The sequence below is a fragment of the Pseudomonas sp. L13 genome (assembly GCF_009935965.1).
Classification (GTDB): Bacteria; Pseudomonadota; Gammaproteobacteria; order Pseudomonadales; family Pseudomonadaceae; genus Aquipseudomonas; species Aquipseudomonas lactis.
This window is the reverse complement of the sequence record NZ_QODJ01000042.1, coordinates 15369-42280: the sequence shown is the minus strand read 5'-3', so window position 1 is coordinate 42280 and position 26912 is coordinate 15369. Positions and strand designations below refer to the sequence as shown.

Sequence of the window (26912 nt, the reverse complement as noted above, 5' to 3'; positions counted from 1 at the left end):
ATGACCGCCCTTACCGTGATTCGCCCTCGCCCCGAAGATGTAGAAGGCCAGCCCATCCTGCGGCCCCTGCCCTCGCGTGAATGCCGCAGCGTCGGGCCCTTTGTTTTTTTCGACCATATGCTGCCGACCCGCTACGCGCCGGGTACCGGCATGAATATCCGCCAGCATCCCCACATCGGCTTGTCCACCCTCACCTACCTGTTTGAAGGCGCCTTGCAGCATAAGGATAGCCTTGGTTCGGACCAGGTGGTGCAAGCCGGCGATGTCAGCTGGATGACCGCCGGCAGTGCGATTGCCCACGTTGAGCGCACACCGCAAGCGGTCAAGGCCAGGGGTTTCAACCTGCATGGCCTGCAGGTTTGGCTGGCCTCGCCCAAGGACCATGAGACGGGGCCGGGACACTACAGCCATCACCCCGCGGCGAGCTTGCCGGTGAGCGATAACCTCGGTGTGCAAATCCGCTTGATCGCCGGTAATGGTTTTTGCCTCAAATCACCCGTGCCGGTGCTGTCGCCGACGCTGTATGCCGAAGTGCAGATGCAAACCGCCACGACCCTGCTGATTGCCGATGAGCATGAGGAACGTGCGGTGTATGTGCTGGAGGGTGAGGTGCAATTGGACGGTGAAGCGCTGGAGGTGAACAGTCTGGTGGTATTGCCGACTGGGCAGGAGATGACCCTGTATGCCGAGAGTGATTGTCACCTGATGGTATTTGGCGGGGCGCCGCTGGATGGGCCACGGCGGATCAACTGGAATTTTGTGGCGAGTGATCCGGCGGTGATCGAGCAGGCGAGACAGCGCTGGGCGGCTGGGGATTGGCCCACTGTGCCGGGGGAGTCTGAAAGAATCGAGTTACCTGTTAAATAGCTATCGCAGGCAAGCCAGCTCCCACATTTTGAAATGTGTATACCCATCAGATGTGGGAGCTGGCTTGCCTGCGATGGCGTCAGATCAGGCGCTGAAAAATCAGCCCTTGAACACTTCATTCAATAAGTTATGCATCGCCTGGAACGCCCGAGCAGCGGTCTTCGCGTCGTACATCATCTTGCCTGGCACATTGGCATGGGGGTCGGTGAAGGAATGCACCGCGCCGCCGTAGCTGAGCAACTGCCAATCCACACCTGCCGCGTTCATTTCATCTTCGAACGCGGGCAGTTGCTCTTTGGGCACCAACGGGTCCGAGGCGCCATGCAGCACCAGCACTGACCCCTTGATGTTCTTCGCGTCCGCCGGGTTCGGTGTATCCAGGGTGCCATGGAACGACACAGCGGCCTTCAACGGCGCACCGGTACGGGCCAGCTCCAGGGAGCAGCAACCGCCGAAGCAGAAGCCGAAGGTGGCCAGTTTCGACGTGTCCACCGCTGCTTCAGTCTGGCCTTGCAGTTGCTCGAAGGCCGCTTGCATGCGTTTGTTCAGCAGTGTGCGATCATTCTTCAACGGCATCATCGCCGCACCGGCTTCATCGCCATTTGAAGGCCGCACGGTTTGCCCGTAGAGGTCGGCAATCAACACCACATAGCCTTTGCTGGCAACGGCCTTGGCGATCTCTTCGGCCCCCGCACTCACGCCCATCCAGTTCGGCGCCATCAGCAACCCGGGCAGCGGGCCCTTGTGGCTGGCATCGAATGCCAGACGGCTTTCATAAGACTGGCCATCAATCTGATAGACCACGGAACGTACAGTGACTTGGCTCATGATTCACTCCAGTTGAGGTACACGCAGAAACGCTAATGCAACGGTAGGAGCGAGCTTGCTCGCGAAAAACGTCAACGATAACGCGTACACCCTGAATCAACGCGGTGCCCTGAAGTTTTTCGCGAGCAAGCTCGCTCCTACAAATGAAAAAACCCGCCGAAGCGGGTTTTTCTACAACGGTGTTAAACCGACAATTCAACCAACAGCTTGTTCAGTCGGCGCACATACGCGGCCGGGTCCTTCAAGCTGTCGCCGGCTGCCAGGGCGGCTTGGTCGAAGAGGATGTGCGACAGGTCGCCAAACCGCTCTTCGCTCTGCTCGCCATCGAGTTTCTCGATCAGCGGGTGAGACGGGTTGAATTCGAAGATCGGCTTGGAATCCGGCACTTTCTGCCCACTGGCTTCGAGGATCTGGCGCATCTGCATGCCCAGGTCCTGCTCGCCGATGGCCAGGATCGCCGGGGAGTCGGTCAGGCGGTGGGAAACCCGCACTTCACTGACCGCTTCACCCAGGGAAGCCTTGATGCGCTCAACCAGGCCCTCTTTGGACTTGGCGACTTCTTCGGCTTCTTTCTTCTCTTCTTCGGAGTCCAGGTTCCCCAGGTCCAGGTCACCACGGGCCACATCGACGAAGGTTTTGCCGTCGAACTCGGTGAGGTAGCTCATCAGCCACTCATCGATACGGTCGGTCAGCAGCAGCACTTCGATGCCTTTCTTGCGGAAGACTTCCAGGTGCGGGCTGTTTTTGACCTGAGCGTAGGTTTCGCCGGTCAGGTAGTAGATCTTGTCCTGACCTTCCTTGGCACGTGCCAGGTAGTCAGCCAGGGACACAACCTGCTCGCCGTCTTCGCCTTGAGTCGAGGCAAAACGCAGCAAACCGGCGATTTTTTCCTTGTTGGCAAAATCTTCCGCCGGGCCTTCTTTCATCACCTGGCCGAAGTTTTTCCAGAAGCTCTTGTATTGCTCAGGCTCGTTCTTCGCCAGCTTTTCCAGCATGTCGAGTACACGCTTGGTCAGCGCCGACTTCATGGAGTCGATGATCGGATCTTTCTGCAGGATTTCCCGCGAGACGTTCAGCGACAGGTCGTTGGAATCGACCACACCTTTGATAAAGCGCAGGTACAGTGGCAGGAAGGATTCCGCCTGGTCCATCACGAACACGCGCTGCACGTAGAGCTTCAGGCCTTTTGGCGCTTCACGCTGGTACAGGTCGAACGGAGCACGGGCCGGGACGTAGAGCAGCGAGCTGTATTCGAGCTTGCCTTCAACCTTGTTGTGGCTCCAGCTCAGCGGGTTCTCGTAGTCGTGGCCGATGTGCTTGTAGAACTCCTGGTATTCCTCGTCCTTGATCTCGGTACGCGGACGGGTCCACAGGGCGCTGGCGCGGTTGACGGTTTCCCATTCCACAGCCGGAGCTTCTTCGCCTTCGGCAACGGTCTGTTCCTTGGGCAACTCGATCGGCAACGCGATGTGGTCGGAGTACTTCTTGATGATGTTGCGCAGGCGCCAGCCATCGGCGAATTCATCTTCACCGGTTTTAAGGTGCAGCACGATGCGGGTGCCGCGATCTGCCTTGTCGATAGTGGCGATTTCAAATTCGCCCTCGCCCTTGGAAGCCCAGTGCACGCCTTCGCTGGCGTCGAGGCCGGCGCGGCGGCTGAAGACTTCAACCTTGTCGGCGACGATGAAGGCCGAATAGAAGCCCACGCCGAATTGGCCGATCAGGTGAGAGTCTTTTTTCTGGTCGCCCGACAGGTTCTTCATGAAATCTGCGGTGCCGGATTTGGCGATGGTCCCCAGGTGGGTGATCGCATCGTCACGGCTCATGCCGATACCGTTGTCTTCGAGGGTGACGGTTTTGGCGTCTTTGTCGTAGCTCACACGGATCTTCAGTTCCGCGCCGCCTTCCAGCAACTCAGGCTTGGACAGGGCTTCGAAACGTAATTTGTCGACAGCGTCAGAGGCGTTCGAGATCAATTCGCGAAGGAAAATTTCCTTGTTGGAATACAGCGAATGGATCATGAGGTGCAGCAGTTGCTTCACCTCGGTCTGGAAGCCCAGGGTTTCCTTTTGAGTTTCCACACTCATGGTCATCAAACTCCAATTGGATGGCAGTGGCCGCGCCCGAAAGGGTTGGCGGCGGGTTGTCATCAAAGTTGGGGGCTCAGGCCAGGATTTCAAGGGCGGGCCAATTCCTCAATCTTGAAATGTGCCCGGGCGGTGGCAATCGGTTCGGCCGCAGTGCTCTGCCAGGCGGTAATCGCCACGTTGGCCACGCGCCGGCCCTGGCGCCATACCTGGCACTTGGCGTAGGTGTCACGAAACTGGCCGGCGCGCAGATAATCCAGGGAGAAGTCGATGATTTTCGGCAGGCCCGGAGCGCCCGTGAACACCATCAGATGCAGGGCGGCCGCCAACTCCATGAAGCCGGCGATCACCCCGCCATGCAACGCCGGCAAAATGGGGTTACCAATATTGTCCTTGTTGGCCGGCAGGCGAAACAGCAACTCATCCCCCAGACGGGTGCATTCGATGCCGATCAGCCTGGCATAGGGCACCAGGTCGAGCAGCGCGTCATAGTTGCCACGATCAAGGGCTTGCTCCAGACGGGTCTTGAACCGATGCGTCATGCCTGCTCTCCCTTGATGACCGTGCCCAAGCCTTGGGTGCCTTTGAGGCGCTTGCCCATGCGCATGAACGTGCCCACCACATGGGCGATAGGTTGTTGCGGGTCATCCTGATAGGCAACGCCACGGGTGAAGATCACGTCGGTGGTCACCCGGTAGCATTGCGCGAAGCCATAGACCGGCTTGTGGGGTTCGGCGGGATGCATGTAGTCGATACGCAGGTCCAGGGTGGGGCACACTTCGAATTCGGGCAATACGCACAGGGTCGCCATGCCGCACGCGGTGTCCATCAACGAGGTGAGCGCGCCGCCGTGGATCACCCCGCTCAGGGGGTCACCGACGATATGCGGCCCATATGGCAGTACGAGGGTCATGCCCTCCTCGCTGGCTTGATGAACACTCACCCCCAACACCTGGCAATGGCGCAGGGCCGAAACAAAGCGCGTGGCACGCTCTAACAACGGGTTTTCGGTCATTGTTTTTAGACTCTTATTAGTGTGAATTCGGCGGATGGGAATGACTGGGTAAAGTTCCTGTACGAAACATGCTATATATCTGTGGGACATAAGGAACTAATGCTGGCCCCTTGGGTTCGAAAGGCCAGTAGATATCTTCAATAAGGAGAAACACCCCATGCGTAAGACATTAGCTATTTCCATGATGCTGGCCGCTGCTCTCGGTCTGGCTGCCTGCGACAAGAAATCCGAAGACAAAGCCCAAGACGCTGCTGCACATTCTGAGCAAGCTCAGCAAGATATGGCTAAAGCACAGGATAAAGTGAACGACGCTGCGAAAGAAAACGCTGAAGCTGCCAAAGCTCAGGCCGAATCGAACGAAGCTGCTGCAAAAGAAGCTGCACCTGCCGCACCTGCAGAACCTGCCAAGCAGTAATCGCAGGGTTTAAAGCAGTATTGCAGCAAAAGAAAGCCCGCTGACTAAGCGGGCTTTTCTTTGTCTGCGATTTACTGCCAGCGCTACGATGCGCCGTCTTTTACAGCCTCGACTGCTGGCATATCGGTGGGGGTATACACCATTACCTGCAATACATCGGAATGGAACTCGCGGCGGTACAGCACCAGCACCACCCCGCTGCTCATCAACATGAACAACCAGGGGCTGACAAACCAGGCCAGCATGGTCATGCCGAAGTAATAAGCACGCAGGCCAAAGTTGAACTGGTTGGCCGCCATCGAAATCACTCGCGCCGCCCGCAAAGCAAACGCCTTGCGCTCCTGCTCTGACACGTGCCGTTCACCGATCATGGGCGCCGAGCCCACCAGCACTGCCGCGAAGTTGTACTGGCGCATGCACCAACTAAAGGTGAAAAAGGCGTAGACGAACACCAGTGCCAGGCACAGCAGTTTGATCTCCGACATGCCCTGGGATGCCTGCTGCACCATGGGAATGTCCGCCAGCAGTGACACTGCGCGTTCCGAAGCCCCCAGCACGGTGAGAATACCGGCGAGGATGATCAAGGTGCTGGACGCGAAGAACGAGGCATTGCGCTCCAGGTTGCCGATCACACTGGCGTCGGCGATGCGGTTGTCGCGCAGCAGCATGCGGCGCATCCAGTCTTCACGGTACAGGTGCAACACACTGGCCAGGCACGCCGTGTCCCGTGCTTTCCACGTTGCGTAACGGGTGTAGCCGCCCCAGCAGATAACAAACCAGAGTGCGGCAAGCAGGTGGATCCAATTGGCTTCAACGAACGACATGCGGGTCCTTGTACACAGGATGATAGGGCCGACACGGTCCAAATGTGGGAGCTGGCTTGCCTGCGATAGCGTCTTTGCAGTCACCACCGCGCACAACCGATGTGCCGCCATCGCAGGCAAGCCAGCTCCCACACCGACCGGTGTTATCAACTTGAGATTTTTGACGTCACCCCGAAAAAAAAGACACTGCCAGCGACTCAAAAAAAATGCCCCGTATCGTTTGATACGGGGCATTTCAGTGCAGCACAAACCGCGTGTTACGCGATGGCTTCGCTGCGCTTGCCCAGCAGACGGTCAATCACCACGGCCACTACCAGCGTCATCACCGACGGCACCAGCCACGCCAAGCCTTGTTCGCTCAACGGCAGGTTTACCAACTGCGTAGGCATCCAACCCGCCAGGCCTGCACCCTTGAGTGCGTCGATGCAGCCAAAGATGAACGACACCAGCATCACCGGGCCGACAATACGACCCTGTTCCTGCCAGAACCCTTTGCAGAAGCTCAGGGCCACCAACACGATGCACGGCGGGTAGATCGCAGTCAGCACCGGGATCGAGAAGGCAATCAGTTTGGTCAGGCCCAGGTTGGACACAAACAGCGAGAACAGCGCCAGAATCACCACCAGGGTCTTGTAGGACAGTGGCAGGATCTTACTGAAATACTCGGCGCAGGCGCAGGTCAGGCCCACGGCAGTCACCAGGCATGCCAGGGAAATCAGCACGGCGAGGAAACCACTGCCCAGGGAGCCGAACGTATATTGCACATAAGCGTGCAGCACCGCTGCGCCATTGCTGGCACCCGCGGCCACGGCATGGCTGCCCGAACCCAGGCGGAACAGGCTGACGTACACCAGCGCCAGGCCCACGCCGGCAATCAGCCCGGCAATGATCGCGTAGCGGGTGATCAGCTTGGGCGACTCGACGCCACGGGAGCGGATCGCGTTGACGATCACAATGCCGAACACCAGGGCGCCCAGGGTATCCATGGTCAAGTAACCATTGATAAAGCCTTGGGAGAACGGCGCGGCCACGTATTCCGGCGTGGCAACCCCCACCTCACCCGCAGGCAAGGCAAACGCAGCGATACCAAGAATGGCCAGGGCGATGATCTTCAGCGGCGCCAGGAAACGGCCCACGGTGTCCAGCAGTCGACCCGGGTACAGGGAGACAAAGAACACCACCAGGAAATACACCGAGCTGTAGAGGAACAGCGCCAACGGGCTTTCACCGGTCAAGGGCGCCAAGCCCACTTCAAATGACACGGTTGCGGTGCGCGGGGTCGCAAACAGCGGGCCCACGGCCAAGTAGGCCGCTGCCGCCAGCAGGCCACCGGCGATCTTGCCAATCGGGCTGCTCAGCGCATCCATGCCGCCACCGACCTTGGCCAGGGCGATCACGGTGACCACCGGCAAACCGACTGCGGTGATCAGAAAGCCCAGCGCCGCCATCCACACATGCGGCCCGGACTGCAAACCAACGATAGGCGGGAAGATGATGTTGCCGGCGCCCACGAACAGGGCAAAGGTCATAAAGCCCAGCGCCAGGATATCCTGGCTTTTCAACACTTTCATTTGAGGAAATACCACACTACTGAATCGGAATTTAGAGAGGGCTTCCCTATGGATGAGGGAAATGCTGCCGGCCCTTGTGGGGACCGACCGGTCTAGCGCGCAGCTTCCTTTTGGGACGCGGACGCATAAAGAGGCGGCTAGAGTACAGAATTAGCCTGACAAACGCACTGTTGCGGGGCGGACTGTCCGATAAGCGACATTTCAATGTCGCGTTTTCATACTTAATTGGGCAATACACAACCCTGTGGGAGCTGGCTTGCCTGCGATGGCGTCGACTCGGTATGGCTGATGCACCGAGGTGTCTGCATCGCAGGCAAGCCAGCTCCCACATTGAGCCGAGTTATACCCAGAACGCACAAAGGCCACCCGAAGGTGGCCTTTGTGTGGTGAAGCGTCAGCTAAGCGCGAGGCTTACTTGACAGCCCAACCGGTCAGCTCGGCCAGGGCCTTGCCGATGTCTGCCAGCGAACGCACGGTTTTAACGCCTGCGTCTTGCAGTGCAGCGAATTTCTCGTCTGCAGTGCCTTTGCCGCCAGAGATGATTGCGCCAGCATGGCCCATGCGCTTGCCCGCAGGGGCAGTCACACCAGCGATGTAGGAAACAACCGGCTTGGTCACGTGTGCCTTGATGTAGGCAGCCGCTTCTTCTTCAGCCGAACCGCCGATCTCACCGATCATCACGATCGCTTCGGTCTTCGGGTCTTCCTGGAACAGCTTCAGGATGTCGATGAAGTTGGAGCCTGGGATCGGGTCACCGCCGATGCCGACGCAAGTCGACTGACCGAAACCGGCGTCAGTGGTCTGCTTCACAGCTTCGTAGGTCAGGGTGCCGGAACGGGAAACGATACCGACTTTACCTGGCAAGTGAATGTGACCTGGCATGATGCCGATCTTGCATTCGCCTGGGGTGATCACGCCTGGGCAGTTAGGGCCGATCAGGACTACGCCCAGCTCGTCGCACTTAACTTTAGCGTCCAGCATGTCCAGGGTAGGAATGCCTTCGGTGATGCAGACGATCAGCTTGATGCCGCCGAATGCCGCTTCCAGGATCGAGTCCTTGCAGAAAGGAGCTGGAACGTAGATCACGCTGGCGGTGGCGCCAGTGGCAGCTACAGCATCTTTCACGGTGTTGAACACTGGCAGACCCAGGTGCTCGGTGCCGCCTTTGCCCGGAGTTACGCCGCCAACCATCTTGGTGCCGTATTCGATGGCTTGCTGGGTGTGGAAACTACCTTGCGAACCGGTAATACCCTGGCAGATAACTTTGGTGTCTTTATTGATCAGGACGCTCATTACTTGCCCTCCGCAGCTTTGACAACTTGTTGAGCAGCGTCGGTCAGGCTGGTAGCCGCGATGATGTTCAAACCGCTTTCTGCCAGTACTTTAGCGCCCAGTTCAGCGTTGTTACCTTCAAGGCGAACAACAACCGGGATTTTAACGCCGACTTCTTTCACTGCACCGATGATGCCTTCGGCAATCATGTCGCAACGAACGATGCCGCCGAAGATGTTGACCAGTACTGCAGCGACGTTGGAGTCGGACAGGATGATCTTGAACGCTTCGGTAACGCGTTCCTTGGTAGCGCCACCACCTACGTCGAGGAAGTTGGCTGGCTTGCCGCCATGCAGGTTGACGATGTCCATGGTACCCATGGCCAGGCCAGCACCGTTGACCATGCAGCCGATGTTGCCTTCCAGGGCTACGTAGTTCAGTTCGAACTTGGCAGCGTGCGCTTCGCGCGGATCGTCTTGCGACGGATCGTGGAAAGTCTTCAGCTTAGGCTGACGGTACATGGCGTTGGCGTCGATGTTGATCTTGGCGTCGAGGCAGTGCAGATCGCCGTCAGCCTTGATCACCAGCGGGTTCACTTCCAGCAGGGCCAGATCGTGATCCTGGAACAGTTTGGCCAGACCAACGAAGATCTTGGCGAACTGGGCAACTTGCTTGCCTTCCAGGCCCAGCTGGAAAGCCAGCTCGCGACCCTGGAATGGCTGTGCGCCAACCAGTGGATCGATAGTGGCCTTCAGAATTTTTTCTGGGGTTTCGTGAGCGATTTTCTCGATGTCCACGCCACCTTCGGTGGAAGCCATGAACACGATGCGACGGCTCGAACGGTCAACGACAGCGCCCAGGTACAGCTCTTTAGCGATATCAGTGCACGATTCAACCAGGATCTTGGTGACTGGTTGGCCATTGGCATCAGTCTGGTAAGTCACCAGACGCTTGCCCAGCCACTGCTGTGCGAAGGCCTTGGCGTCTTCTTTGCTGCGAACCAGCTTGACGCCGCCCGCTTTACCGCGACCACCGGCGTGGACCTGGGCTTTGACAACCCACTCGCTGCCGCCGATTTTGTCGCAAGCTTCTGCTGCTGCTTCCGGGGTGTCTACTGCGTAGCCCTTGGAAACTGGCAGGCCGTATTCAGCGAACAGCTGCTTACCCTGATACTCGTGAAGATTCATGCTTTTTACCGTCTTCGTTAGGTACTGCGCATTCGGCGCTGCGCTCATTATGAGTGCCGCGCCACCTGTGACTGCTGCTTGCGCAACTTGCGGGGCTTATGGCCCGTAAAGCTGCGCAAGGCTGCGTCCAGCGGATATTCCGCGGTGAGTCTTGCGCGCAAGGCTCACGACGGGCAACTCCGCCGTGGTTTCTTATTATCTCGCTTAGCGCTTCTTGCGGTTGGCGATGTGGATGGCGCCGCCATTCACTGCCAACGCGGCTTCGTGCAACGCTTCGGACAGGGTCGGATGGGAGAAGACCATCATGCCCAGGTCCTCGGCACTGGTGCCGAATTCCATGCCGATTGCGCCTTGCTGAACCAGTTCTGCAGCGCTTGGGCCAATCACGTGGACGCCCAATACGCGGTCAGTCTTGGCATCAGCGATGACTTTGACAAAACCACCGGTGTCGTTAGCTGCCATGGCACGGCCAGAAGCGGCAAACGGGAAGGTGCCGACGTTAACTTCAACGCCTTCAGCTTTCAACTGCTGTTCGTTCTTGCCGACCCATGCAATTTCCGGGTGGGTGTAGATAACCGATGGGATCAGGTCGTAGTTCATCTGGGTCTTGTGACCCTTGATGCGCTCAACGACCATGATGCCCTCTTCGGAAGCCTTGTGGGCCAGCATCATGCCACGAACCACGTCGCCAATGGCATAGACGCCAGGCACGGTGGTAGCGCAATGATCGTCAACGTGGATGAAACCACGCTCGTCGATGTTCACGCCGCTGTCGGAAGCCAGCAGGTCGTTGGTCACTGGGCGGCGGCCCACGGCGACGATCAGCTTGTCGAAGGTGATGGTCTGCTCGCCGTCTTTATCGGTGTAGGTCACAACGACTTCTTCGCCGTTGACCTTGGAACCGGTAACACGGGCGCCGAGCTTGATGTCCAGACCTTGTTTGGTCAGGGTTTTCAGCGCTTCCTTGGACACCGCGGTGTCGGCAGCCAGCAGGAACGTATCCAGGGCTTCCAGCACGGTGACTTCAGCGCCCAGACGCGACCATACCGAACCCAGCTCCAGGCCGATTACGCCAGCGCCGATCACGCCCAGGCGCTTAGGTACGGCTTGGAATTCCAGGGCGCCGGTCGAATCAACGATCACGTTGTTATCAACAGGTGCAGGTGGAATGTCGATTGGACGCGAACCTGGGGCCAGGATCACGTTTTCGGCTTCGATGACTTCAACCGAACCGTCTGGCTTGGTGACTTCAACTTTCTTGCCGGCCAGCAGCTTGCCGTGGCCTTGGATGGAAGTCACGCCGTTGGCCTTGAACAAGGTGGCAACGCCGGAAGTCAGGCCTTTGACGATGTTGGCTTTACGGCCGACCATGGCTGGCACGTCCATGGTCACGCCAGCATGGTTGATGCCGTGGATCGCGAAGCCGTCTTGGGCTTCGTGGAATTTCCAGGAGCTGTCCAGCAGCGCCTTGGACGGAATGCAACCGACGTTCAGGCAAGTGCCGCCCAGCGCCAGTTTGCCTTCCTTGTCGGTGTATTTTTCGATGCAAGCAGTGGACAGGCCTAGTTGCGCGGCCTTGATGGCGGCAACATAGCCGCCAGGGCCTGCACCAATCACTACAACGTCAAATTTCTGTGTCATGAAAATAGATCCTCTATTTGCGACAAGCTTCTAGCCACACGTTGCAAGCCAAGCTGCTTTTTCCTACAGCTTGTAGCTCGCAACATGCAACTGCTTCTATCAGATGTCCAGGAGCAGGCGAGCCGGGTCTTCCAGCAGGTTCTTGATGGTCACCAGGAACGTCACGGCTTCTTTACCGTCGATCAGGCGGTGATCGTAAGACAGTGCCAGGTACATCATTGGGCGGATCACAACCTGGCCGTTGATGGCCATCGGACGCTGGATGATGTTGTGCATGCCCAGGATCGCGGCTTGCGGTGGGTTGACGATCGGCGTCGACATCATCGAACCGAAGGTACCACCGTTGGTGATGGTGAAGGTACCGCCGGTCATCTCGTCGATGGTCAGCTTGCCGTCACGGGCTTTCTTGCCGAAGCCGGCGATGCCGCCTTCGATTTCGGCCAGGCTCATCAGCTCGGCGTTACGCAGTACTGGAACTACCAGGCCACGGTCGCTGGAAACGGCAACGCCGATGTCCGCATAGCCGTGGTAAACGATGTCGCCGCCGTCGATGGAAGCGTTGACTGCCGGGAAGCGCTTCAGCGCTTCGGTGGCCGCTTTCACGAAGAACGACATGAAGCCCAGGCGTACGCCGTTGTGGGACTTCTCGAACAGGTCCTTGTACTTCGAACGCAGGGCCATGACTTCGGTCATGTCGACTTCGTTGAAGGTGGTCAGCATCGCCATGTTCGACTGTGCTTCAACCAGGCGCTTGGCCACAGTGGCACGTACGCGAGTCATCGGTACGCGCTTCTCGGTGCGGTCGCCAGCGGCAAACACAGGCGCAGCGGCAGCAGGCGCGGCTGGCTTGGCAGGTGCGGCAGCCGGAGCGTTCTTCTTGGCTTCAACGGCGGCAACCACGTCTTCCTTGGTCACGCGGCCGTCTTTGCCAGTGCCCTTGATGGAAGCCAGGTTGATGCCGTTTTCTTCAGCCAGTTGACGCGCAGCCGGTGCAGCGATTGGGTCTTCGCCACCCGCAGCCGGTGCAGCAGGGGCAGAAGCAGCCGGTGCAGCGGCGGCAGGAGCAGGAGCGGCAGCAGCGCTGCCCTCTTCGATCGAACCCAGTACCTGGTTCGACAGAACGGTAGCGCCCTCTTCAGCAACGATCGCGCCCAGCACGCCGTCAGCTTCGGCCAACACTTCCAGTACGACTTTGTCGGTCTCGATGTCGACGATCAGGTCGTCACGCTTGACGGCCTCGCCTGGTTTCTTGTGCCAGGTGGCAACGGTGCCATCGGCAACCGATTCCGGGAATGACGGGGCTTTGATTTCGATAGCCATTATCTGTAGGTCCTTAAAATTCGGTTTCAGTCAGCGCGAAGGCGTTAAACAGTGAAAGCATCTTGCAGCAGTTTTTCCTGCTGCTCGGCGTGCATCGACGCATAACCACAGGCAGGTGCAGCAGAAGCATCACGACCGGCGTACTCAAGGACCAAGGCCTTGTTGTGGTTGCCGATGCTGCGACGCAGATGATGCTGGCTGCTGTACCAGGCGCCCTGGTTCATCGGCTCTTCCTGACACCACACAACGTTCGTGAGGTTGGTGTAAGGCGCGATGATCTCCATGAGGTCATCTTCCGGGAACGGATAAAGCTGCTCGATACGCACGATGGCGATGTCTTCGCGGCCTTCGGCACGGCGTTTTTCCAGCAGATCGTAGTAGACCTTGCCGCTGCACAGGATCAGGCGAGTGACCTTGGCGGCGTCCAGCGTGTCGATCTCTGGAATCACGGTCTGGAACGAACCTTGGGCCAGATCTTCCAGGGTCGAAACGGCCAGCTTGTGACGCAACAGCGACTTCGGCGTCAGCACCACCAGCGGCTTGCGCAGCGGACGGATCACCTGGCGACGCAGCAAGTGGTAGATCTGGGCCGGGGTCGTCGGCACGCACACCTGGATGTTGTGCTCGGCGCACAGTTGCAGGTAACGCTCCAGACGGGCCGAGGAGTGCTCTGGCCCCTGACCTTCATAACCGTGTGGCAGCAGCATGGTCAGACCGCACAGACGGCCCCACTTGTGCTCGCCGCTGGTGATGAACTGGTCGATCACCACTTGGGCACCGTTGGCGAAGTCGCCGAACTGGGCTTCCCAGATCACCAGCGCGTTCGGCGTGGTGGTCGAGTAACCGTATTCGAACGCCAGTACGGCTTCTTCGGACAGGAACGAATCGTACAGGTCGAAACGCGGCTGGCCTTCGTACAGGTTCTGCAACGGGATGTAGGTGCCCGCGTCTTTCTGGTTGTGCAATACAGCATGACGGTGCGAGAACGTACCGCGGCCGATGTCCTGGCCGGTCATGCGGATCGGGTGACCTTCGAACGCCAGGGTCGCGTACGCCATGGTTTCGGCGTAACCCCAGTTGATCGGCAGGCCGCCGGCTTGCATCTTCTGACGGTCTTCGTAGATCTTCGCAACCTGGCGCTGTACGACGAAGCCTTCGGGAATTTCCAGCAGCTTGGCGGACAGTTCCTGCAACGTCTTCAAATCGAACGAGGTATCGTGACGTGCAGTCCAGGTGTGACCCAGGTACGGGCGCCAGTCAACGAACAGCTCTTTGTTCGGTTCCTTGACCAGGCTTTTCACTACATGCAGGCCGTTGTCCAGCGCGTTGCGGTATTCGTCGACTTTCGCCTGAACACGCGCATCGTCAACCACGCCGGCCTTGATCAGGCTTTCGGCGTACAGCTCACGGGTGGTGCGCTGCTTGGTGATCTGCTGGTACATCAACGGCTGGGTGCCGCTTGGCTCGTCCGCTTCGTTGTGACCGCGACGGCGGTAGCAAACCAGGTCGATTACCACGTCACGCTTGAACTGCATGCGGTAGTCGACAGCCAATTGGGTCACGAACAGCACGGCTTCCGGATCATCGCCATTCACATGGAGGATCGGCGCCTGGATCATCTTGGCAACGTCGGTAGCGTACTCGGTAGAGCGCGCATCCAACGGGTTGCTGATGGTGAAACCCACCTGGTTGTTGATAACGATGTGAACAGTACCGCCGGTCTTGAAGCCGCGAGTCTGCGACATCTGGAACGTTTCCAGGACCACGCCTTGACCGGCGAATGCCGCGTCACCGTGGATGGAAATCGGCAGCACTTTCTCACCGGTGGCGTCGTTACGACGATCCTGGCGAGCACGCACCGAACCCTCGACCACTGGCGAAACGATTTCCAGGTGGGAGGGGTTGAATGCCATGGCCAGGTGAACTTCACCGCCGGTGGTCATCACGTTGGACGAGAAGCCCTGGTGGTATTTAACGTCACCGGAACCCAGTTCGACCTTCTTCTTGCCTTCGAACTCGTCGAACAGCTCACGCGGGTTCTTGCCGAAGGTGTTGACCAACACGTTCAGGCGACCACGGTGAGCCATGCCGATCACGATTTCCTTGGTGCCATAGGAACCGGAACGCTGGATCAGCTCGTCGAGCATCGGAATCAGGCTTTCGCCGCCTTCCAGGCCGAAACGCTTGGTGCCTGGGTATTTGGTGCCCAGGTATTTCTCGAGACCTTCGGCCGCGGTCACGCGCTCCAGCAGGTGGCCGCGCACATCGGCGGACAATACCGGACGGCCACGCACGCCTTCCAGGCGGTGCTGGAACCAGTGGCGCTGCTCGGAATCGGTGATGTGCGTGAATTCAGCGCCGATGGTGCGGCAATATGTCTGCTGCAACGCTTCGTGAATTTCGCGTAGGCTCGCTTCCTCTTTGCCGATGAACAGGTCGCCGGCACGGAAGGTCGTATCAAGATCGGCATTGGTCAAGCCGTAATGATTGATCGACAGGTCTGCAGGTGCAGGACGCTGCCACAGCCCCAGCGGGTCAAGCTGGGCTGCCTGGTGGCCACGCATACGGTAGGCCTGGATCAGTCGCAGTACTTCAACTTGCTTCTTCTCGTGCTCACTGCTCACGCTGCCGGCGGAAACCGGTTGGGCGCGGCGCTGGTTCTTTGCCAGCAGCACGAACTGATCGCGAATTGTTGCGTGCGATACATCGGTGGCAGCGTTGCCGTCTGAAGACAACGTCTGAAATTTGGTGCGCCATTCTTCTGGCACAGCGTTAGGGTCGTGCAGGTAGAGCTCATAAAGCTCTTCCACATAGGCAGCGTTACCACCTGAAAGATAGCCGCTGTTCCACATGCGCTGCATCACGCTTTCTTGCATGCTTGGTCACCCTCGATTTGGGGACACCACCGGCGAAAACACCGAGTTTGCTTGCAAAAGGCCAAGTGCAGCGACCAAAACAAGCCACTTAGGATCACGCTGATAGTTCGGGTACCAACCCGAATGCCCCTGCTTGTCTCATTTCTTCAAAATAAGAGCCGCGGCTTTGTAAGTCGCTGCTCAAGTTAAAACTACGGCGCCGGTTGAAGCCTGCGCCGCAGCATTTACGGGCACAACGGTCCTGCTTTTACTACAACGTCAGTTACACGCCGCTCTGCAGCAGCATGTTACGGATGTGACCAATGGCCTTAGTCGGGTTCAGGCCTTTAGGACATACGTTGACGCAGTTCATGATCCCGCGGCAGCGGAATACGCTGAACGGGTCATCCAGCGAAGCCAGACGCTCGGACGTCTTGGTATCACGGCTGTCTGCCAGGAAGCGGTAAGCTTGCAGCAGCGCAGCTGGACCCAGGAACTTGTCCGGGTTCCACCAGAAGGACGGGCAGGATGTCGAGCAGCAAGCGCACAGGATGCACTCGTACAGGCCATCGAGCTTTTCACGCTCTTCCGGGGACTGCAGACGCTCGATGGCCGGAGCCGGCGTGTCGTTCTGCAGGAACGGCTTAACTTTCTCGTATTGCTTGTAGAAGATGCTCATATCGACGACCAGGTCACGGATAACCGGCAAACCTGGCAGTGGACGAACGATCAGCTTGTTGCCTTTGACCACGGCGGACAGCGGCGTGATGCACGCCAGGCCGTTTTTGCCGTTGATGTTCATGCCGTCGGAACCGCACACACCTTCACGGCAAGAGCGACGATAGGAGAAACCTTCGTCCTGCTCTTTGATCAGTGCCAGTACATCCAGCACCATCAGGTCTTTACCACCGGTATCGACCTGGAACTCCTGCATGAACGGCGCAGCGTCCTGATCAGGGTTGTAGCGATAAACACTGACTTTCAACATGGCAGCCACCCTTAGTAAGTCCGAATCTTCGGTTCAAACGTCGGCACCGTCTTCGGCGAGAAGTTCACGGCACGCTTGGTTACGCGCTTGTCACCCGGGAAGTACAGGGTGTGGCACAACCAGTTTTCGTCGTCGCGATCTTCAAAGTCTTCACGAGCGTGAGCACCACGGGATTCTTTACGAACCTCGGCGGCGATCGCCGTCGCTTCAGCCACTTCCAGCAGGTTTTGCAGTTCAAGGGCTTCGATACGAGCAGTGTTGAACGCCTGGCTCTTATCGTTGATCTTGACGTTGGCGATACGCTTGCGCAGGTCAGCCAGCTGGGCAATACCCTTCTGCATGTATTCGCCGGTACGGAACACACCGAAGTAGTTCTGCATGCAGCTTTGCAGCTCGCGACGCAGGGTTGCTACGTCTTCGCCATCGGTACGCTCGTTCAGAGCGTTCAGGCGCGCCAGGGCCGCTTCGATGTTGGCGTCGGTGGCGTCATCATATTCGATGCCGTCAGTCAGCGCCTTTTCCAGGTGCAGGCCGGCCGCGCGACCGAATACCACCAGGTCGAGCAGCGAGTTGCCACCCAGGCGGTTGGCACCGTGAACCGATACGCAAGCCACTTCACCTACCGCGAACAGACCATGGATGATTTCGTCTTCGCCTTCGGCGTTCTGGGTGATTGCCTGGCCATGAATGTTGGTCGGCACGCCGCCCATCATATAGTGGCAAGTTGGAACCACCGGAACCGGAGCAACTACCGGGTCAACGTGGGCAAAGGTCTTGGACAGCTCGCAAATACCAGGCAGGCGGCTGTGCAGCACTTCTTCGCCCAGGTGATCGAGCTTGAGCAGTACGTGGTCGCCATTCGGGCCACAGCCGTTGCCGGCAATGATCTCTTTAACCATCGAACGGGCCACAACGTCACGACCGGCCAAGTCTTTGGCGTTCGGAGCATAACGCTCCATGAAACGCTCGCCGTGCTTGTTGATCAGGTAACCACCTTCACCACGGCAACCTTCGGTCACCAGTACACCGGCGCCGGCGATGCCGGTCGGGTGGAACTGCCACATTTCGATGTCTTGTACCGGTACGCCAGCACGCAGGGCCATGCCGACGCCGTCACCGGTGTTGATCAGGGCATTGGTGGTCGAAGCGTAGATACGACCTGCGCCACCGGTCGCCAGGACAGTTGCCTTGGCGCGGATGTAGGTGGTTTCACCGGTTTCGATGCAGATGGCGATCACACCGACGAACTCGCCCTGGGCGTTCTTGACCAGGTCAACCGCGTAGTACTCGTTCAGGAACGTGGTACCGGCTTTCAGGTTGCCTTGGTAAAGGGTGTGCAGCAGCGCGTGGCCGGTACGGTCGGACGCAGCGCAGGTACGGGCAGCCTGCCCGCCTTTACCGTAATCCTTGGACTGGCCGCCGAATGGACGCTGGTAGATACGGCCTTGCTCGGTACGGGAGAACGGCAGACCCATGTGGTCCAGCTCGAACACCGCGGCCGGGCCTTCCTGACACATGTATTCGATAGCGTCCTGGTCACCGATATAGTCGGAACCCTTGACGGTATCGTACATGTGCCAGCGCCAGTCATCGTTCGGGTCGGCGGACGCGATGGCGCAGGTGATGCCACCTTGGGCCGATACGGTGTGGGAACGCGTCGGGAACACCTTGGTGATCACGGCAGTCTTGTGACCGCCCTGGGCCAGCTGCAGCGCAGCGCGCATGCCAGCACCGCCGCCACCAATAATGATGGCGTCGAATGAAATAGTTGGAATGTTAGCCATGAATCAGATACCCCAAAGAATCTGCACACCCCAGACGAAGTAAGCGAACATCGCGACGCCGCATACTGCCTGGAAGAGGAAACGTACTGCAGTCGCGGACTTGCCCAGCGCCATCGGCGTCAGGTAGTCAGTCGCGATGGTCCACATGCCGACCCAGGCGTGAGCGCCCAGGGCTACAAGGGCCAGCAGACTGAAGATTCGCATCGCATTGTGGGAAAACAGGCCGTGCCATTGCTCATAGCCGATGCCCGGGTTTGCGACGAGGTATCCGATCAGGAAAATGAAATAAGCCGCGAGAACGACCGCAGACACACGCTGTGCCATCCAGTCATAGAGGCCCGAACGCGACAGATTCGTTACGCTGGTTACCATATCCAAACTCCTGCCAGAACGATCAGCACCACGGAAATGGCGATGATGATTTTCGAGCCCAGGCGGCCGCCTTCCAGCGTCTCACCGATGCCCATGTCCATGATCAAGTGGCGCACACCGGCTACCAGGTGATACAGAAGAGAGGACAGGAGGCCCCATGCTACGAACTTGGCCAGCGGGCTGGTCAAGCATGCCTTCACCTCGGCGTATCCTTCCTCGGAACCCAGGGATTTGCTCAATGCATAAAGCATGATGCCCAAGCCCAGGAACAGGATGATGCCGGAAACACGGTGCAGGAACGACGTAACGCCGGTGATGGGGAGTTTGATGGTCCTTAGGTCTAGGTTTACAGGTCGTTGGCTATTCACGGCTTTTTTTCACACTGAAGAGCCCCTAACAATCAGGGCAAAGTTGTTGGGGAGTGCGACTGGTCAGGTAAGCACCACCCAGGGAGTGCGACCCCCAATGAAAGCAAGCCCAAAAGCCCTTGGCGGTCGGTGGCCGAGTATAGACAGTTAGGTTACTAATGACAACGCGCACACCTCACCCTAATAGCTGATTGCGCTGGCGGGATAAAAGGCGTAAATGGCAGTCAATTTCGACGAAAAAGTCCGGTTAAAGCCTTCTGGCGCAAGACTTTAGGCAAATTGACATCTGGATTTATATCAATATAGTGGTGCGGGCCCTGCGTGGGGGGTCTGTCTGATGATTTGAAGCATAAATAGGAGGCCACATGGCTGACAAAAAAGCGCAGTTGATCATCGAGGGCGCAGCCCCCGTCGAGCTGCCCATTTTAACCGGCACCGTTGGTCCCGATGTTATCGACGTACGGGGCCTGACGGCCACGGGCCGTTTTACTTTCGACCCAGGCTTCATGTCGACCGCGTCCTGCGAGTCGAAGATCACCTATATCGATGGTGATAATGGCATTCTGCTTCATCGCGGCTACCCGATCGAGCAACTGGCTGAAAAGTCGGACTACCTGGAAACCTGCTACCTGCTGCTAAATGGCGAATTGCCAACAGCCGAGCAGAAAGCCCAGTTCGTCAGCACCGTAAAGAACCACACCATGGTTCACGAGCAGTTGAAGACCTTCTTCAACGGCTTCCGTCGCGACGCCCACCCGATGGCCGTCATGTGCGGTGTAGTAGGCGCCCTGTCGGCCTTCTATCACGACTCCCTGGACATCAATAACCCGCAGCATCGCGAAATTTCCGCGATCCGCCTGGTTGCCAAGATGCCCACCCTGGCCGCAATGGTTTACAAATACTCCATGGGCCAACCCATGATGTACCCGCGCAACGACCTCACGTACGCGGAAAACTTCCTGCACATGATGTTCAACACCCCGTGCGAGATCAAACCGATCAGCCCGGTGCTCGCCAAGGCCATGGACCGGATCTTCATCCTCCACGCCGACCACGAGCAGAACGCTTCCACCTCTACCGTGCGCCTGGCCGGCTCTTCGGGTGCCAACCCGTTCGCCTGTATTGCCGCCGGTATCGCCGCGCTATGGGGCCCTGCCCACGGCGGTGCGAACGAAGCCGTATTGACCATGCTCGATGAAATCGGCGATGTGTCCAACATCGATACCTTCATCGCCAAGGCCAAGGACAAGAACGATCCGTTCAAGTTGATGGGCTTCGGTCACCGGGTCTACAAGAACCGCGACCCGCGCGCCACCGTCATGAAGCAGACCTGCGACGAAGTGTTGAAGGAACTGGGCATCAAGAACGATCCGCAACTCGAACTGGCCATGCGCCTGGAAGAGATCGCCCTGACCGACCCGTACTTCATCGAACGCTCGCTGTACCCGAACGTCGACTTCTACTCGGGGATCATCCTCAAGGCGATCGGCATTCCAACCAGCATGTTCACCGTGATCTTCGCCCTGGCGCGGACCGTGGGCTGGATCTCCCACTGGAAAGAAATGCTCTCCAGCCCGTACAAGATTGGCCGCCCGCGCCAGTTGTACACCGGCTACGAGTCGCGTGATATCACCAAGCTGGAAGATCGGCACTAAATCCCAGCCAAATAAAACGGCCTCTTGATGAGGCCGTTTTTTTTGGCTGGGATTTAGTGAGCTGCAAGCTTCAAGCTATAAGACGCAAGCGAAAAAATACCCCTGCATCCCTACAGGGGTATCTCTCTACACAGCACTGCTTCTAACTTGCAGCTTGTAGCTTGTAGCTTAAAGCTGCTTCAGTGCTGTACTGCCCCACTCGCCCCCAGGCCAGTCTGCGAACGCACAAACTGCGGGAAGTACAGCGCGCGCTCTTTCTCTGCCGCCGCCGACTTGTCGGTGATGGAGAAGAACCAGATGCCGACGAACGCAATGATCATCGAGAACAGCGCTGGGTACTCGTACGGGAAGATGGCCTTTTCATGGTGCAGGATCGAGACCCAGATGGTCGGGCCGAGGATCATCAGGCCCACGGCGCTGATCAAGCCCAGCCAGCCGCCAATCATGGCGCCACGGGTGGTGAGGTTTTTCCAGTACATGGAAAGCAGCAGCACCGGGAAGTTACAGCTGGCAGCGATGGAGAACGCCAGGCCGACCATGAACGCAATGTTCTGGCTTTCGAACAGGATACCCAGGCCGATGGCCAATACACCCAAGGCTACGGTGGTGATCTTCGATACGCGAATCTCGTCCTTCTCGTTGGCCTTGCCTTTCTTGATCACGCTGGCGTACAGGTCATGGGACACCGCCGAAGCACCCGCCAGGGTCAAGCCTGCAACCACCGCCAGGATGGTGGCAAACGCCACGGCCGAGATGAAGCCCAGGAAGATACTGCCGCCCACCGCGTTGGCCAGGTGCACCGCCGCCATGTTGTTGCCGCCGAGCAAGGCGCCCGCTGCGTCCTTGAACGCCGGGTTGGTGCTGACCAACAGGATCGCGCCGAAACCGATGATGAAGGTCAGGATATAGAAGTAGCCGATGAAGCCGGTTGCGTACAGCACGCTCTTACGCGCTTCCTTGGCGTCGCTCACCGTGAAGAAGCGCATCAGGATGTGCGGCAGGCCAGCGGTACCGAACATCAGTGCCAGGCCCAGGGAGAATGCCGAGATCGGGTCTTTCACCAGGCCGCCGGGGCTCATGATCGCTTCACCTTTGGGGTGAACCTTGATCGCCTCGGAGAACAGCATGTTGAAGTCGAAGTTGACGTGCTTCATCACCATCAGCGCCATGAACGAGGCACCGGACAGCAACAGTACCGCCTTGATGATCTGCACCCAGGTGGTCGCCAGCATGCCGCCGAACAGCACGTACAGGCACATCAGGATACCCACCAGGATCACCGCCACGTGGTAATCAAGGCCAAACAGCAGCTGGATCAGCTTGCCCGCGCCGACCATCTGCGCGATCAGGTAGAACGCCACCACCACCAGCGAGCCACAGGCCGACAGGCTGCGGATCTGGGTTTGCCCCAGGCGATAGGACGCCACGTCGGCAAAGGTGTATTTGCCCAGGTTACGCAAGCGCTCGGCGATCAGGAACAGAATGATCGGCCAGCCCACCAGGAAGCCGATCGAGTAGATCAAACCGTCGTAGCCGGAGGTGAACACCAGCGCGGAAATCCCCAGGAAGGACGCCGCCGACATGTAGTCACCGGCAATCGCCAGACCGTTCTGGAAACCGGTGATCTTACCGCCCGCCGCATAGTAGTCCGCTGCCGACTTGTTGCGCTTGGACGCCCAGTAAGTGATGCACAGGGTGGCGCCGACAAACGCGACGAACATCACAATGGCCGAGACGTTCAGCGGTTGCTTGTGCACTTCACCGGTCAATGCGTCCGCCGCCCAAACGGCCGGAGCCAACAGCGAAGCGCCGAATAGAGCCAATAGACGCCGGATCATTGCGCAGCCTCCTTGAGAATCGCATTGTTCAGGTCGTCAAATTCGCCGTTGGCCCGACGCACGTAGATGCCGGTGAGAATGAAGGCCGACACAATCAGCCCGACGCCCAGGGGAATGCCCCAGGTAATCGAGGAACCGGGGCTGATCTTGGCCCCCAGTACTTGTGGCCCGTAGGCAATCAACAGGATGAAAGCGGAGTAAAGCCCTAGCATGATCGCCGAGAGAATCCAGGCGAACCTTTCCCTTTTCCTGACCAGCTCCTTGAAACGCGGGCTGTTTTGAATCGAGAGGTAAATGCTGTCGTTCATTGTTTTTATCCTCGCAGCACAGCTTTTTATTATTTTGGAACGTATCCACTGTATGCGGCTGCGCAATGGGTTCCAGACGACCTTAGTAGTAGATCGAGCTTAGCGAGGATTTTGGGGTGTGCTACGACATTTGGCGGGGAACGAAACAAATGTGGGAGGGGGGCAAACCCCAATACCCGTGTAGGAGCGAGCTTGCTCGCGAAAAACGTCAACGATAACGCGTTCATTCTGGATGATCGCGGTGCCGGTGCGTTCTTCGCGAGCAAGCTCGCTCCTACAGTTGGGTCGGGGTTATTTAGCAGTCCATTCGGCGACGCGCTCGGGGTGCTTGGCTACCCAGTCCTTGGCCGCGGCGTCCGGCTTGGCGCCTTCTTGAATCGCCAGCATGACTTCACCGATTTCATCCTTGGAGGCCCACTGGAATTTCTTCAGGAACGCTGCGACTTCCGGCGCTTTCTTCTCCAGGCCCTTGCTGCCGATGCTGTTGACGGTTTCAGCAGCACCATAAATCCCTTTTGGGTCGTCCAGGAAACGCAGTTTCCACTTGGCGAACATCCAGTGCGGCACCCAACCGGTGACCGCAATCGACTCCTGCTTGTCTTCGGCGCGGGTCAGTTCGGCAATCATCGCCGCACCCGAGCTGGCTTGCAGTTTGTAGTCCAGGCCATATTGCTTGATGGCTTCGTCGGTCTTGAGCATTACGCCTGAACCGGCGTCGATGCCGACGATCTTGTTCTTGAAGGTGGTATCGGTCTTGAGGTCTTCGATGGACTTGGCCTTGACGTACTCCGGCACGATCAAGCCGATCTTGGCGTCCTTGAAGTTGGGGCCGTAGTCGACCACCTTGTCCTTGTTCTTGGTCCAGTATTCACCGTGGGTCACCGGTAGCCAGGCGGAGAGCATGGCATCGAGTTTGCCGGTGGCGACGCCCTGCCACATGATCCCGGTGGCAACCGCTTGCAGTTTTACGTCGTAGCCGAGCTTTTGCTTGATCACCTCTGCCGCCACATGAGTAGTGGCAACGCTGTCGGACCAGCCGTCCACGTAGCCGATGCTCAGGGTCTTGCTGTCGGCACTGGCCAGTGTGGAGCCCATCGCAACTACCAGAGTGGCAGCTGCGCCCAAGAGTCGTCGCATCTTCATAGTTCTTCCCCGAAAGTGCTGCACCCGGCGGATGCCGAGCGACGTCAAACTGTTGTTATAGGGTGCACCGCGCCCCCTTCACGCGCATCGATCCGGTTGCTGAGGCATCAGTGGAGTACTGACAGTTTTATCTTCAACCTGCGTAGGCATTTGCCCTGCTCTGTCAGCGACCTTGGTTGAGCAAGAAACGACATCACATCGCCAGTAGGACGCTTTGTAGGCGTATCGCCAGAATCCCGCCCGAAGTTTGCATGTCAAAATTATGCAGCCGCACTGGGCTGCGGCAAATCCGGGTAAGATGCGCGCCTTTGCTCCCCCAGATAAGCCGACCATGCCCGCGACTGCCCGCTTCCCTGCCCTGCCCTATTTCTTCGCCTTGATCCTCGGCGTGCTTGCCCTTGTCGGCTACTGGTACGGCCTCGGCCGGCCCGTGGTGTTGCCGGACGTCGCCAGCGCGAGCCATAAGTTGCAATGCGCGTCCTACACGCCGTTCGACAAAGACCAATCCCCATTCGATCAGCCGTTCAGGTTACGCCCCGAGCGCATGGACGCCGACCTGGCGCTGCTCGCCACGCGTTTTGAATGCATTCGCACCTACTCCATGACTGGCCTGGAGGCCCTGCCGGACATGGCGCGCAAGCATGGGTTGAAGGTGATGGCCGGGGCCTGGGTCAGCAGTGACCCCGTGGCGACTCAAAAAGAGATCAACGAGTTGATCGCGGCGGCCAACGCCAGCCCGGACGTGGTGACCTCGGTGATCGTCGGCAACGAAGCCCTGCTGCGCAAGGAAGTCACTGCCAAGCAACTGGTGGCGCTGATCCATCAGGTTAAAAGCCAGATCAAGCAGCCCGTCACCTATGCCGATGTCTGGGAGTTCTGGCTGCAACACCCGGAAATCGAGCCGGCGGTGGACTTCCTGACCATTCACCTGCTTCCGTATTGGGAAGATGAACCGTCCGACATCGACCAGGCGCTCAAGCACGTGGGCGATGTGCGCCAGACTTTCGGCCATAAATTCGCACCCAAGGACATCGTGATCGGCGAAACCGGCTGGCCCAGCGAGGGTCGCCAGCGCGAAACCGCCGTGCCCAGCCGGGTCAATGAAGCCAGGTTTATGCGCGGTTTCGTGGCCATGGCCGAGGCCAACGGCTGGCGCTACAACCTGATCGAAGCTTTTGACCAGCCATGGAAGCGCGCCAGTGAAGGGGCTGTGGGCGGTTACTGGGGGCTGTTCGATGCAGACCGTCAGGACAAAGGCGTTCTCGCAGGCCCTGTGACCAATGTGCCGTACTGGCCCCTGTGGCTGGGCGTCGGCGGGCTCATCCTGCTTGGCACCCTGGTGCTTGGCGGCCGCGTTCGCAGCACGCGCTCTGCGTTAATACTGCCGTTGCTCGGTGCCGTGGCGGCGTGCTCCATCGGCAGTTGGGCCGAACTGACCCGCGTTACCGCGCGCTTCAGCGATGAATGGGTATGGGCAGGCTTGCTGGTGGCGTTGAACCTGCTGGTGCTGGCCCATGCCGCCCTGGCCCTCAGCGCCCGGGAAGGCTGGCGTGAGCGAGCATTCAATTGGCTGGAGCAACGCGCCGGCTGGCTGGTGGCAATCGCCGGGTTTGCCGGTGCGGTGATGATGCTGGCGCTGGTGTTTGACCCGCGTTATCGCAGCTTCCCAAGCGCGGCGTTGGTGCTGCCGGCGCTGGTCTACCTGGTGCGCCCGGTGACCGGGCCGCGCCGAGAGATTGCCTTGCTGGCCTTTATCATCGGCGCCGGCATTGCGCCGCAGTTGTACCGTGAAGGGCTGTTGAACCAGCAGGCCTGGGGTTGGGCCGTGGTCAGCGTGCTGATGGTTGCCGCTTTGTGGCGTTGCTTGCGGGTGCGCAAGGCTTGACACCGCTATCGCAGGCAAGCCAGCTCCCACATTTGACCGTGCTCACAGATAGAAATGTGTGAACCCAATCAACTGTGGGAGCTGGCTTGCCTGCGATGAGGCCACATCAGGCGCGGCGCGGCTTCCTGACCAACCGCAACCCCGCAATCACCACCGCAAACACCGCAAACGTCGTGTTGTACAACGCCAGCGCCGGCAACCCGAGCACCAACCCCACTACTGCCAACGCCCATCCCACACGCCCCGGTACAAAAAAGCCCAGCACCGAGGTGATCAACGCCGCCCATCCCAGCAGCTTGAAATGAATCATCAAACCCAGGTTCGAACGCACCTGGCATTCCCAGCGGCTGGCCTCATCCGCGCAGATGCCAACCCATTGCCCATCCTCCATGAAGCCATAGCGTGCGGCATAACTGGCGGCCAGCCATAACGGCAGGGCAATAAGCAGCAGGATCAACGGCAAACGACGGGACATGGGGCACTCCGATAGGCAAAAACGGCGCCCAGCTTAATCCCACGGCGGCCGTTAGCAAGGTGTTCGCACAGATATCTGTTCAACAAAGCATGGCAAAGTGTATCGTCTCGCTACTATTACCCCGATTCCGACGTTTTTTCCGACTTTTCGTGCCGAGTGCTGGCACTTCGGTGACAAGGCGGTGGTCATAGCCTGCGAACTTCATTCAGCCCGT

23 protein-coding genes are annotated in these 26912 nt (G+C 58.7%); 4 read left to right on the top strand and 19 right to left on the bottom strand.

All coding sequences use genetic code 11. The features are described from left to right. Positions 1–867, top strand: coding sequence for a pirin family protein (locus DK871_RS19780; RefSeq protein ID WP_161906362.1), 867 nt, complete (start codon positions 1–3; stop codon positions 865–867). A 99-nt stretch (positions 868–966) separates the two neighbouring features. Here DK871_RS19780 and DK871_RS19775 read toward each other — a convergent pair whose 3' ends face one another. From DK871_RS19775 to DK871_RS19760, 4 genes are all read right to left on the bottom strand, one after another. Continuing rightward, entirely contained in the window at positions 967–1695 is a 729-nt protein-coding gene (locus tag DK871_RS19775) for a dienelactone hydrolase family protein (protein ID WP_161906361.1), read from the bottom strand. A 182-nt stretch (positions 1696–1877) separates the two neighbouring features. Continuing rightward, on the bottom strand, positions 1878–3782 hold the full coding sequence (htpG, locus tag DK871_RS19770) for a molecular chaperone HtpG (RefSeq protein WP_161906360.1): 1905 nt from the start codon (positions 3780–3782) through the stop codon (positions 1878–1880). Between the two features lie 89 nt (positions 3783–3871). After that, a complete protein-coding gene (locus DK871_RS19765) occupies positions 3872–4324 on the bottom strand; it encodes a PaaI family thioesterase (RefSeq protein WP_161906359.1) in 453 nt (150 codons plus the stop codon). Then, positions 4321–4797 (bottom strand): PaaI family thioesterase, encoded by a 477-nt coding sequence (locus DK871_RS19760; RefSeq protein WP_003190020.1) that lies wholly within the window; start codon positions 4795–4797, stop codon positions 4321–4323. Before DK871_RS19760 ends, DK871_RS19765 begins: the two co-directional genes overlap by 4 nt. A gap of 157 nt (positions 4798–4954) precedes the next feature. On the opposite strand from DK871_RS19760, the gene DK871_RS19755 reads away from it, so the two are divergent. Beyond that, positions 4955–5212 (top strand): hypothetical protein, encoded by a 258-nt coding sequence (locus DK871_RS19755; protein WP_003190018.1) that lies wholly within the window; start codon positions 4955–4957, stop codon positions 5210–5212. Positions 5213–5295: 83 nt separating this feature from the next. Here the strand turns inward: DK871_RS19755 and DK871_RS19750 are convergent, their stop codons facing one another. The 11 genes from DK871_RS19750 to sdhC all read right to left on the bottom strand — a co-directional run bounded on the left by DK871_RS19750 (position 5296) and on the right by sdhC (position 19394). Beyond that, the gene (locus DK871_RS19750) at positions 5296–6036 is read right to left on the bottom strand and encodes a DUF599 domain-containing protein (RefSeq protein ID WP_161906358.1); all 741 of its coding nucleotides are present in this window, start codon (positions 6034–6036) and stop codon (positions 5296–5298) included. 257 nt (positions 6037–6293) lie between these two features. Beyond that, complete coding sequence (brnQ, locus tag DK871_RS19745; protein ID WP_161906357.1) at positions 6294–7607, bottom strand: branched-chain amino acid transport system II carrier protein; 1314 nt, start codon at positions 7605–7607, stop codon at positions 6294–6296. 411 nt (positions 7608–8018) lie between these two features. Next, positions 8019–8900, bottom strand: a complete 882-nt coding sequence (sucD, locus tag DK871_RS19740) for a succinate--CoA ligase subunit alpha (RefSeq protein WP_003172813.1) — start codon at positions 8898–8900, stop codon at positions 8019–8021. Beyond that, on the bottom strand, positions 8900–10066 hold the full coding sequence (gene sucC, locus DK871_RS19735; RefSeq protein WP_003190011.1) for an ADP-forming succinate--CoA ligase subunit beta: 1167 nt from the start codon (positions 10064–10066) through the stop codon (positions 8900–8902). Before sucC ends, sucD begins: the two co-directional genes overlap by 1 nt. A 204-nt stretch (positions 10067–10270) precedes the next feature. Next, a complete protein-coding gene (lpdA, locus tag DK871_RS19730; RefSeq protein WP_003190010.1) occupies positions 10271–11707 on the bottom strand; it encodes a dihydrolipoyl dehydrogenase in 1437 nt (478 codons plus the stop codon). A gap of 99 nt (positions 11708–11806) precedes the next feature. Beyond that, on the bottom strand, positions 11807–13027 hold the full coding sequence (gene odhB, locus DK871_RS19725) for a 2-oxoglutarate dehydrogenase complex dihydrolipoyllysine-residue succinyltransferase (RefSeq protein ID WP_161906356.1): 1221 nt from the start codon (positions 13025–13027) through the stop codon (positions 11807–11809). Positions 13028–13071: 44 nt separating this feature from the next. Then, positions 13072–15903, bottom strand: coding sequence for a 2-oxoglutarate dehydrogenase E1 component (locus DK871_RS19720; RefSeq protein ID WP_047710424.1), 2832 nt, complete (start codon positions 15901–15903; stop codon positions 13072–13074). A gap of 262 nt (positions 15904–16165) precedes the next feature. Then, a complete protein-coding gene (locus tag DK871_RS19715; RefSeq protein WP_003172807.1) occupies positions 16166–16870 on the bottom strand; it encodes a succinate dehydrogenase iron-sulfur subunit in 705 nt (234 codons plus the stop codon). 11 nt (positions 16871–16881) lie between these two features. Then, entirely contained in the window at positions 16882–18654 is a 1773-nt protein-coding gene (sdhA, locus tag DK871_RS19710) for a succinate dehydrogenase flavoprotein subunit (protein WP_010211741.1), read from the bottom strand. Between the two features lie 3 nt (positions 18655–18657). Beyond that, complete coding sequence (gene sdhD, locus DK871_RS19705; protein WP_003172805.1) at positions 18658–19026, bottom strand: succinate dehydrogenase, hydrophobic membrane anchor protein; 369 nt, start codon at positions 19024–19026, stop codon at positions 18658–18660. Next, a complete protein-coding gene (gene sdhC / locus DK871_RS19700; RefSeq protein WP_003190005.1) occupies positions 19020–19394 on the bottom strand; it encodes a succinate dehydrogenase, cytochrome b556 subunit in 375 nt (124 codons plus the stop codon). Before sdhC ends, sdhD begins: the two co-directional genes overlap by 7 nt. Positions 19395–19759: 365 nt before the next feature. Between sdhC and gltA the strand changes: the two genes are divergently transcribed. Further along, on the top strand, positions 19760–21049 hold the full coding sequence (gltA, locus tag DK871_RS19695) for a citrate synthase (RefSeq protein ID WP_034137560.1): 1290 nt from the start codon (positions 19760–19762) through the stop codon (positions 21047–21049). A 179-nt stretch (positions 21050–21228) separates the two neighbouring features. On the opposite strand, the gene DK871_RS19690 is transcribed toward gltA, so the two are convergent. The 3 genes from DK871_RS19690 to DK871_RS19680 form a co-directional block, all read right to left on the bottom strand. Beyond that, positions 21229–22887, bottom strand: coding sequence for a cation acetate symporter (locus tag DK871_RS19690; protein ID WP_161906355.1), 1659 nt, complete (start codon positions 22885–22887; stop codon positions 21229–21231). Then, the gene (locus DK871_RS19685; RefSeq protein ID WP_003190001.1) at positions 22884–23195 is read right to left on the bottom strand and encodes a DUF485 domain-containing protein; all 312 of its coding nucleotides are present in this window, start codon (positions 23193–23195) and stop codon (positions 22884–22886) included. The genes DK871_RS19690 and DK871_RS19685 overlap by 4 nt, the downstream gene beginning before the upstream one ends. Before the next feature lie 291 nt (positions 23196–23486). Further along, positions 23487–24338 (bottom strand): glycine betaine ABC transporter substrate-binding protein, encoded by an 852-nt coding sequence (locus DK871_RS19680; protein WP_003233255.1) that lies wholly within the window; start codon positions 24336–24338, stop codon positions 23487–23489. A 331-nt stretch (positions 24339–24669) separates the two neighbouring features. On the opposite strand from DK871_RS19680, the gene DK871_RS19675 reads away from it, so the two are divergent. Further along, positions 24670–26223, top strand: a complete 1554-nt coding sequence (locus DK871_RS19675; protein ID WP_161906354.1) for a glycosyl hydrolase family 17 protein — start codon at positions 24670–24672, stop codon at positions 26221–26223. Between the two features lie 106 nt (positions 26224–26329). On the opposite strand, the gene DK871_RS19670 is transcribed toward DK871_RS19675, so the two are convergent. After that, on the bottom strand, positions 26330–26698 hold the full coding sequence (locus tag DK871_RS19670) for a hypothetical protein (RefSeq protein ID WP_161906353.1): 369 nt from the start codon (positions 26696–26698) through the stop codon (positions 26330–26332). Positions 26699–26912 lie beyond the last annotated feature (214 nt).

What these genes read in the sequence shown, in the direction of transcription:
- DK871_RS19780 (WP_161906362.1), top strand. Translation starts at nt 1, where the DNA reads ATGACCGCCCTTACCGTGATTCGCCCTCGCCCCGAAGATGTAGAAGGC.
- DK871_RS19775 (WP_161906361.1), bottom strand. Translation starts at nt 1,695, where the DNA reads ATGAGCCAAGTCACTGTACGTTCCGTGGTCTATCAGATTGATGGCCAG.
- htpG (WP_161906360.1), bottom strand. Translation starts at nt 3,782, where the DNA reads ATGAGTGTGGAAACTCAAAAGGAAACCCTGGGCTTCCAGACCGAGGTG.
- DK871_RS19765 (WP_161906359.1), bottom strand. Translation starts at nt 4,324, where the DNA reads ATGACGCATCGGTTCAAGACCCGTCTGGAGCAAGCCCTTGATCGTGGC.
- DK871_RS19760 (WP_003190020.1), bottom strand. Translation starts at nt 4,797, where the DNA reads ATGACCGAAAACCCGTTGTTAGAGCGTGCCACGCGCTTTGTTTCGGCC.
- DK871_RS19755 (WP_003190018.1), top strand. Translation starts at nt 4,955, where the DNA reads ATGCGTAAGACATTAGCTATTTCCATGATGCTGGCCGCTGCTCTCGGT.
- DK871_RS19750 (WP_161906358.1), bottom strand. Translation starts at nt 6,036, where the DNA reads ATGTCGTTCGTTGAAGCCAATTGGATCCACCTGCTTGCCGCACTCTGG.
- brnQ (WP_161906357.1), bottom strand. Translation starts at nt 7,607, where the DNA reads ATGAAAGTGTTGAAAAGCCAGGATATCCTGGCGCTGGGCTTTATGACC.
- sucD (WP_003172813.1), bottom strand. Translation starts at nt 8,900, where the DNA reads ATGAGCGTCCTGATCAATAAAGACACCAAAGTTATCTGCCAGGGTATT.
- sucC (WP_003190011.1), bottom strand. Translation starts at nt 10,066, where the DNA reads ATGAATCTTCACGAGTATCAGGGTAAGCAGCTGTTCGCTGAATACGGC.
- lpdA (WP_003190010.1), bottom strand. Translation starts at nt 11,707, where the DNA reads ATGACACAGAAATTTGACGTTGTAGTGATTGGTGCAGGCCCTGGCGGC.
- odhB (WP_161906356.1), bottom strand. Translation starts at nt 13,027, where the DNA reads ATGGCTATCGAAATCAAAGCCCCGTCATTCCCGGAATCGGTTGCCGAT.
- DK871_RS19720 (WP_047710424.1), bottom strand. Translation starts at nt 15,903, where the DNA reads ATGCAAGAAAGCGTGATGCAGCGCATGTGGAACAGCGGCTATCTTTCA.
- DK871_RS19715 (WP_003172807.1), bottom strand. Translation starts at nt 16,870, where the DNA reads ATGTTGAAAGTCAGTGTTTATCGCTACAACCCTGATCAGGACGCTGCG.
- sdhA (WP_010211741.1), bottom strand. Translation starts at nt 18,654, where the DNA reads ATGGCTAACATTCCAACTATTTCATTCGACGCCATCATTATTGGTGGC.
- sdhD (WP_003172805.1), bottom strand. Translation starts at nt 19,026, where the DNA reads ATGGTAACCAGCGTAACGAATCTGTCGCGTTCGGGCCTCTATGACTGG.
- gltA (WP_034137560.1), top strand. Translation starts at nt 19,760, where the DNA reads ATGGCTGACAAAAAAGCGCAGTTGATCATCGAGGGCGCAGCCCCCGTC.
- DK871_RS19690 (WP_161906355.1), bottom strand. Translation starts at nt 22,887, where the DNA reads ATGATCCGGCGTCTATTGGCTCTATTCGGCGCTTCGCTGTTGGCTCCG.
- DK871_RS19685 (WP_003190001.1), bottom strand. Translation starts at nt 23,195, where the DNA reads ATGAACGACAGCATTTACCTCTCGATTCAAAACAGCCCGCGTTTCAAG.
- DK871_RS19680 (WP_003233255.1), bottom strand. Translation starts at nt 24,338, where the DNA reads ATGAAGATGCGACGACTCTTGGGCGCAGCTGCCACTCTGGTAGTTGCG.
- DK871_RS19675 (WP_161906354.1), top strand. Translation starts at nt 24,670, where the DNA reads ATGCCCGCGACTGCCCGCTTCCCTGCCCTGCCCTATTTCTTCGCCTTG.
- DK871_RS19670 (WP_161906353.1), bottom strand. Translation starts at nt 26,698, where the DNA reads ATGTCCCGTCGTTTGCCGTTGATCCTGCTGCTTATTGCCCTGCCGTTA.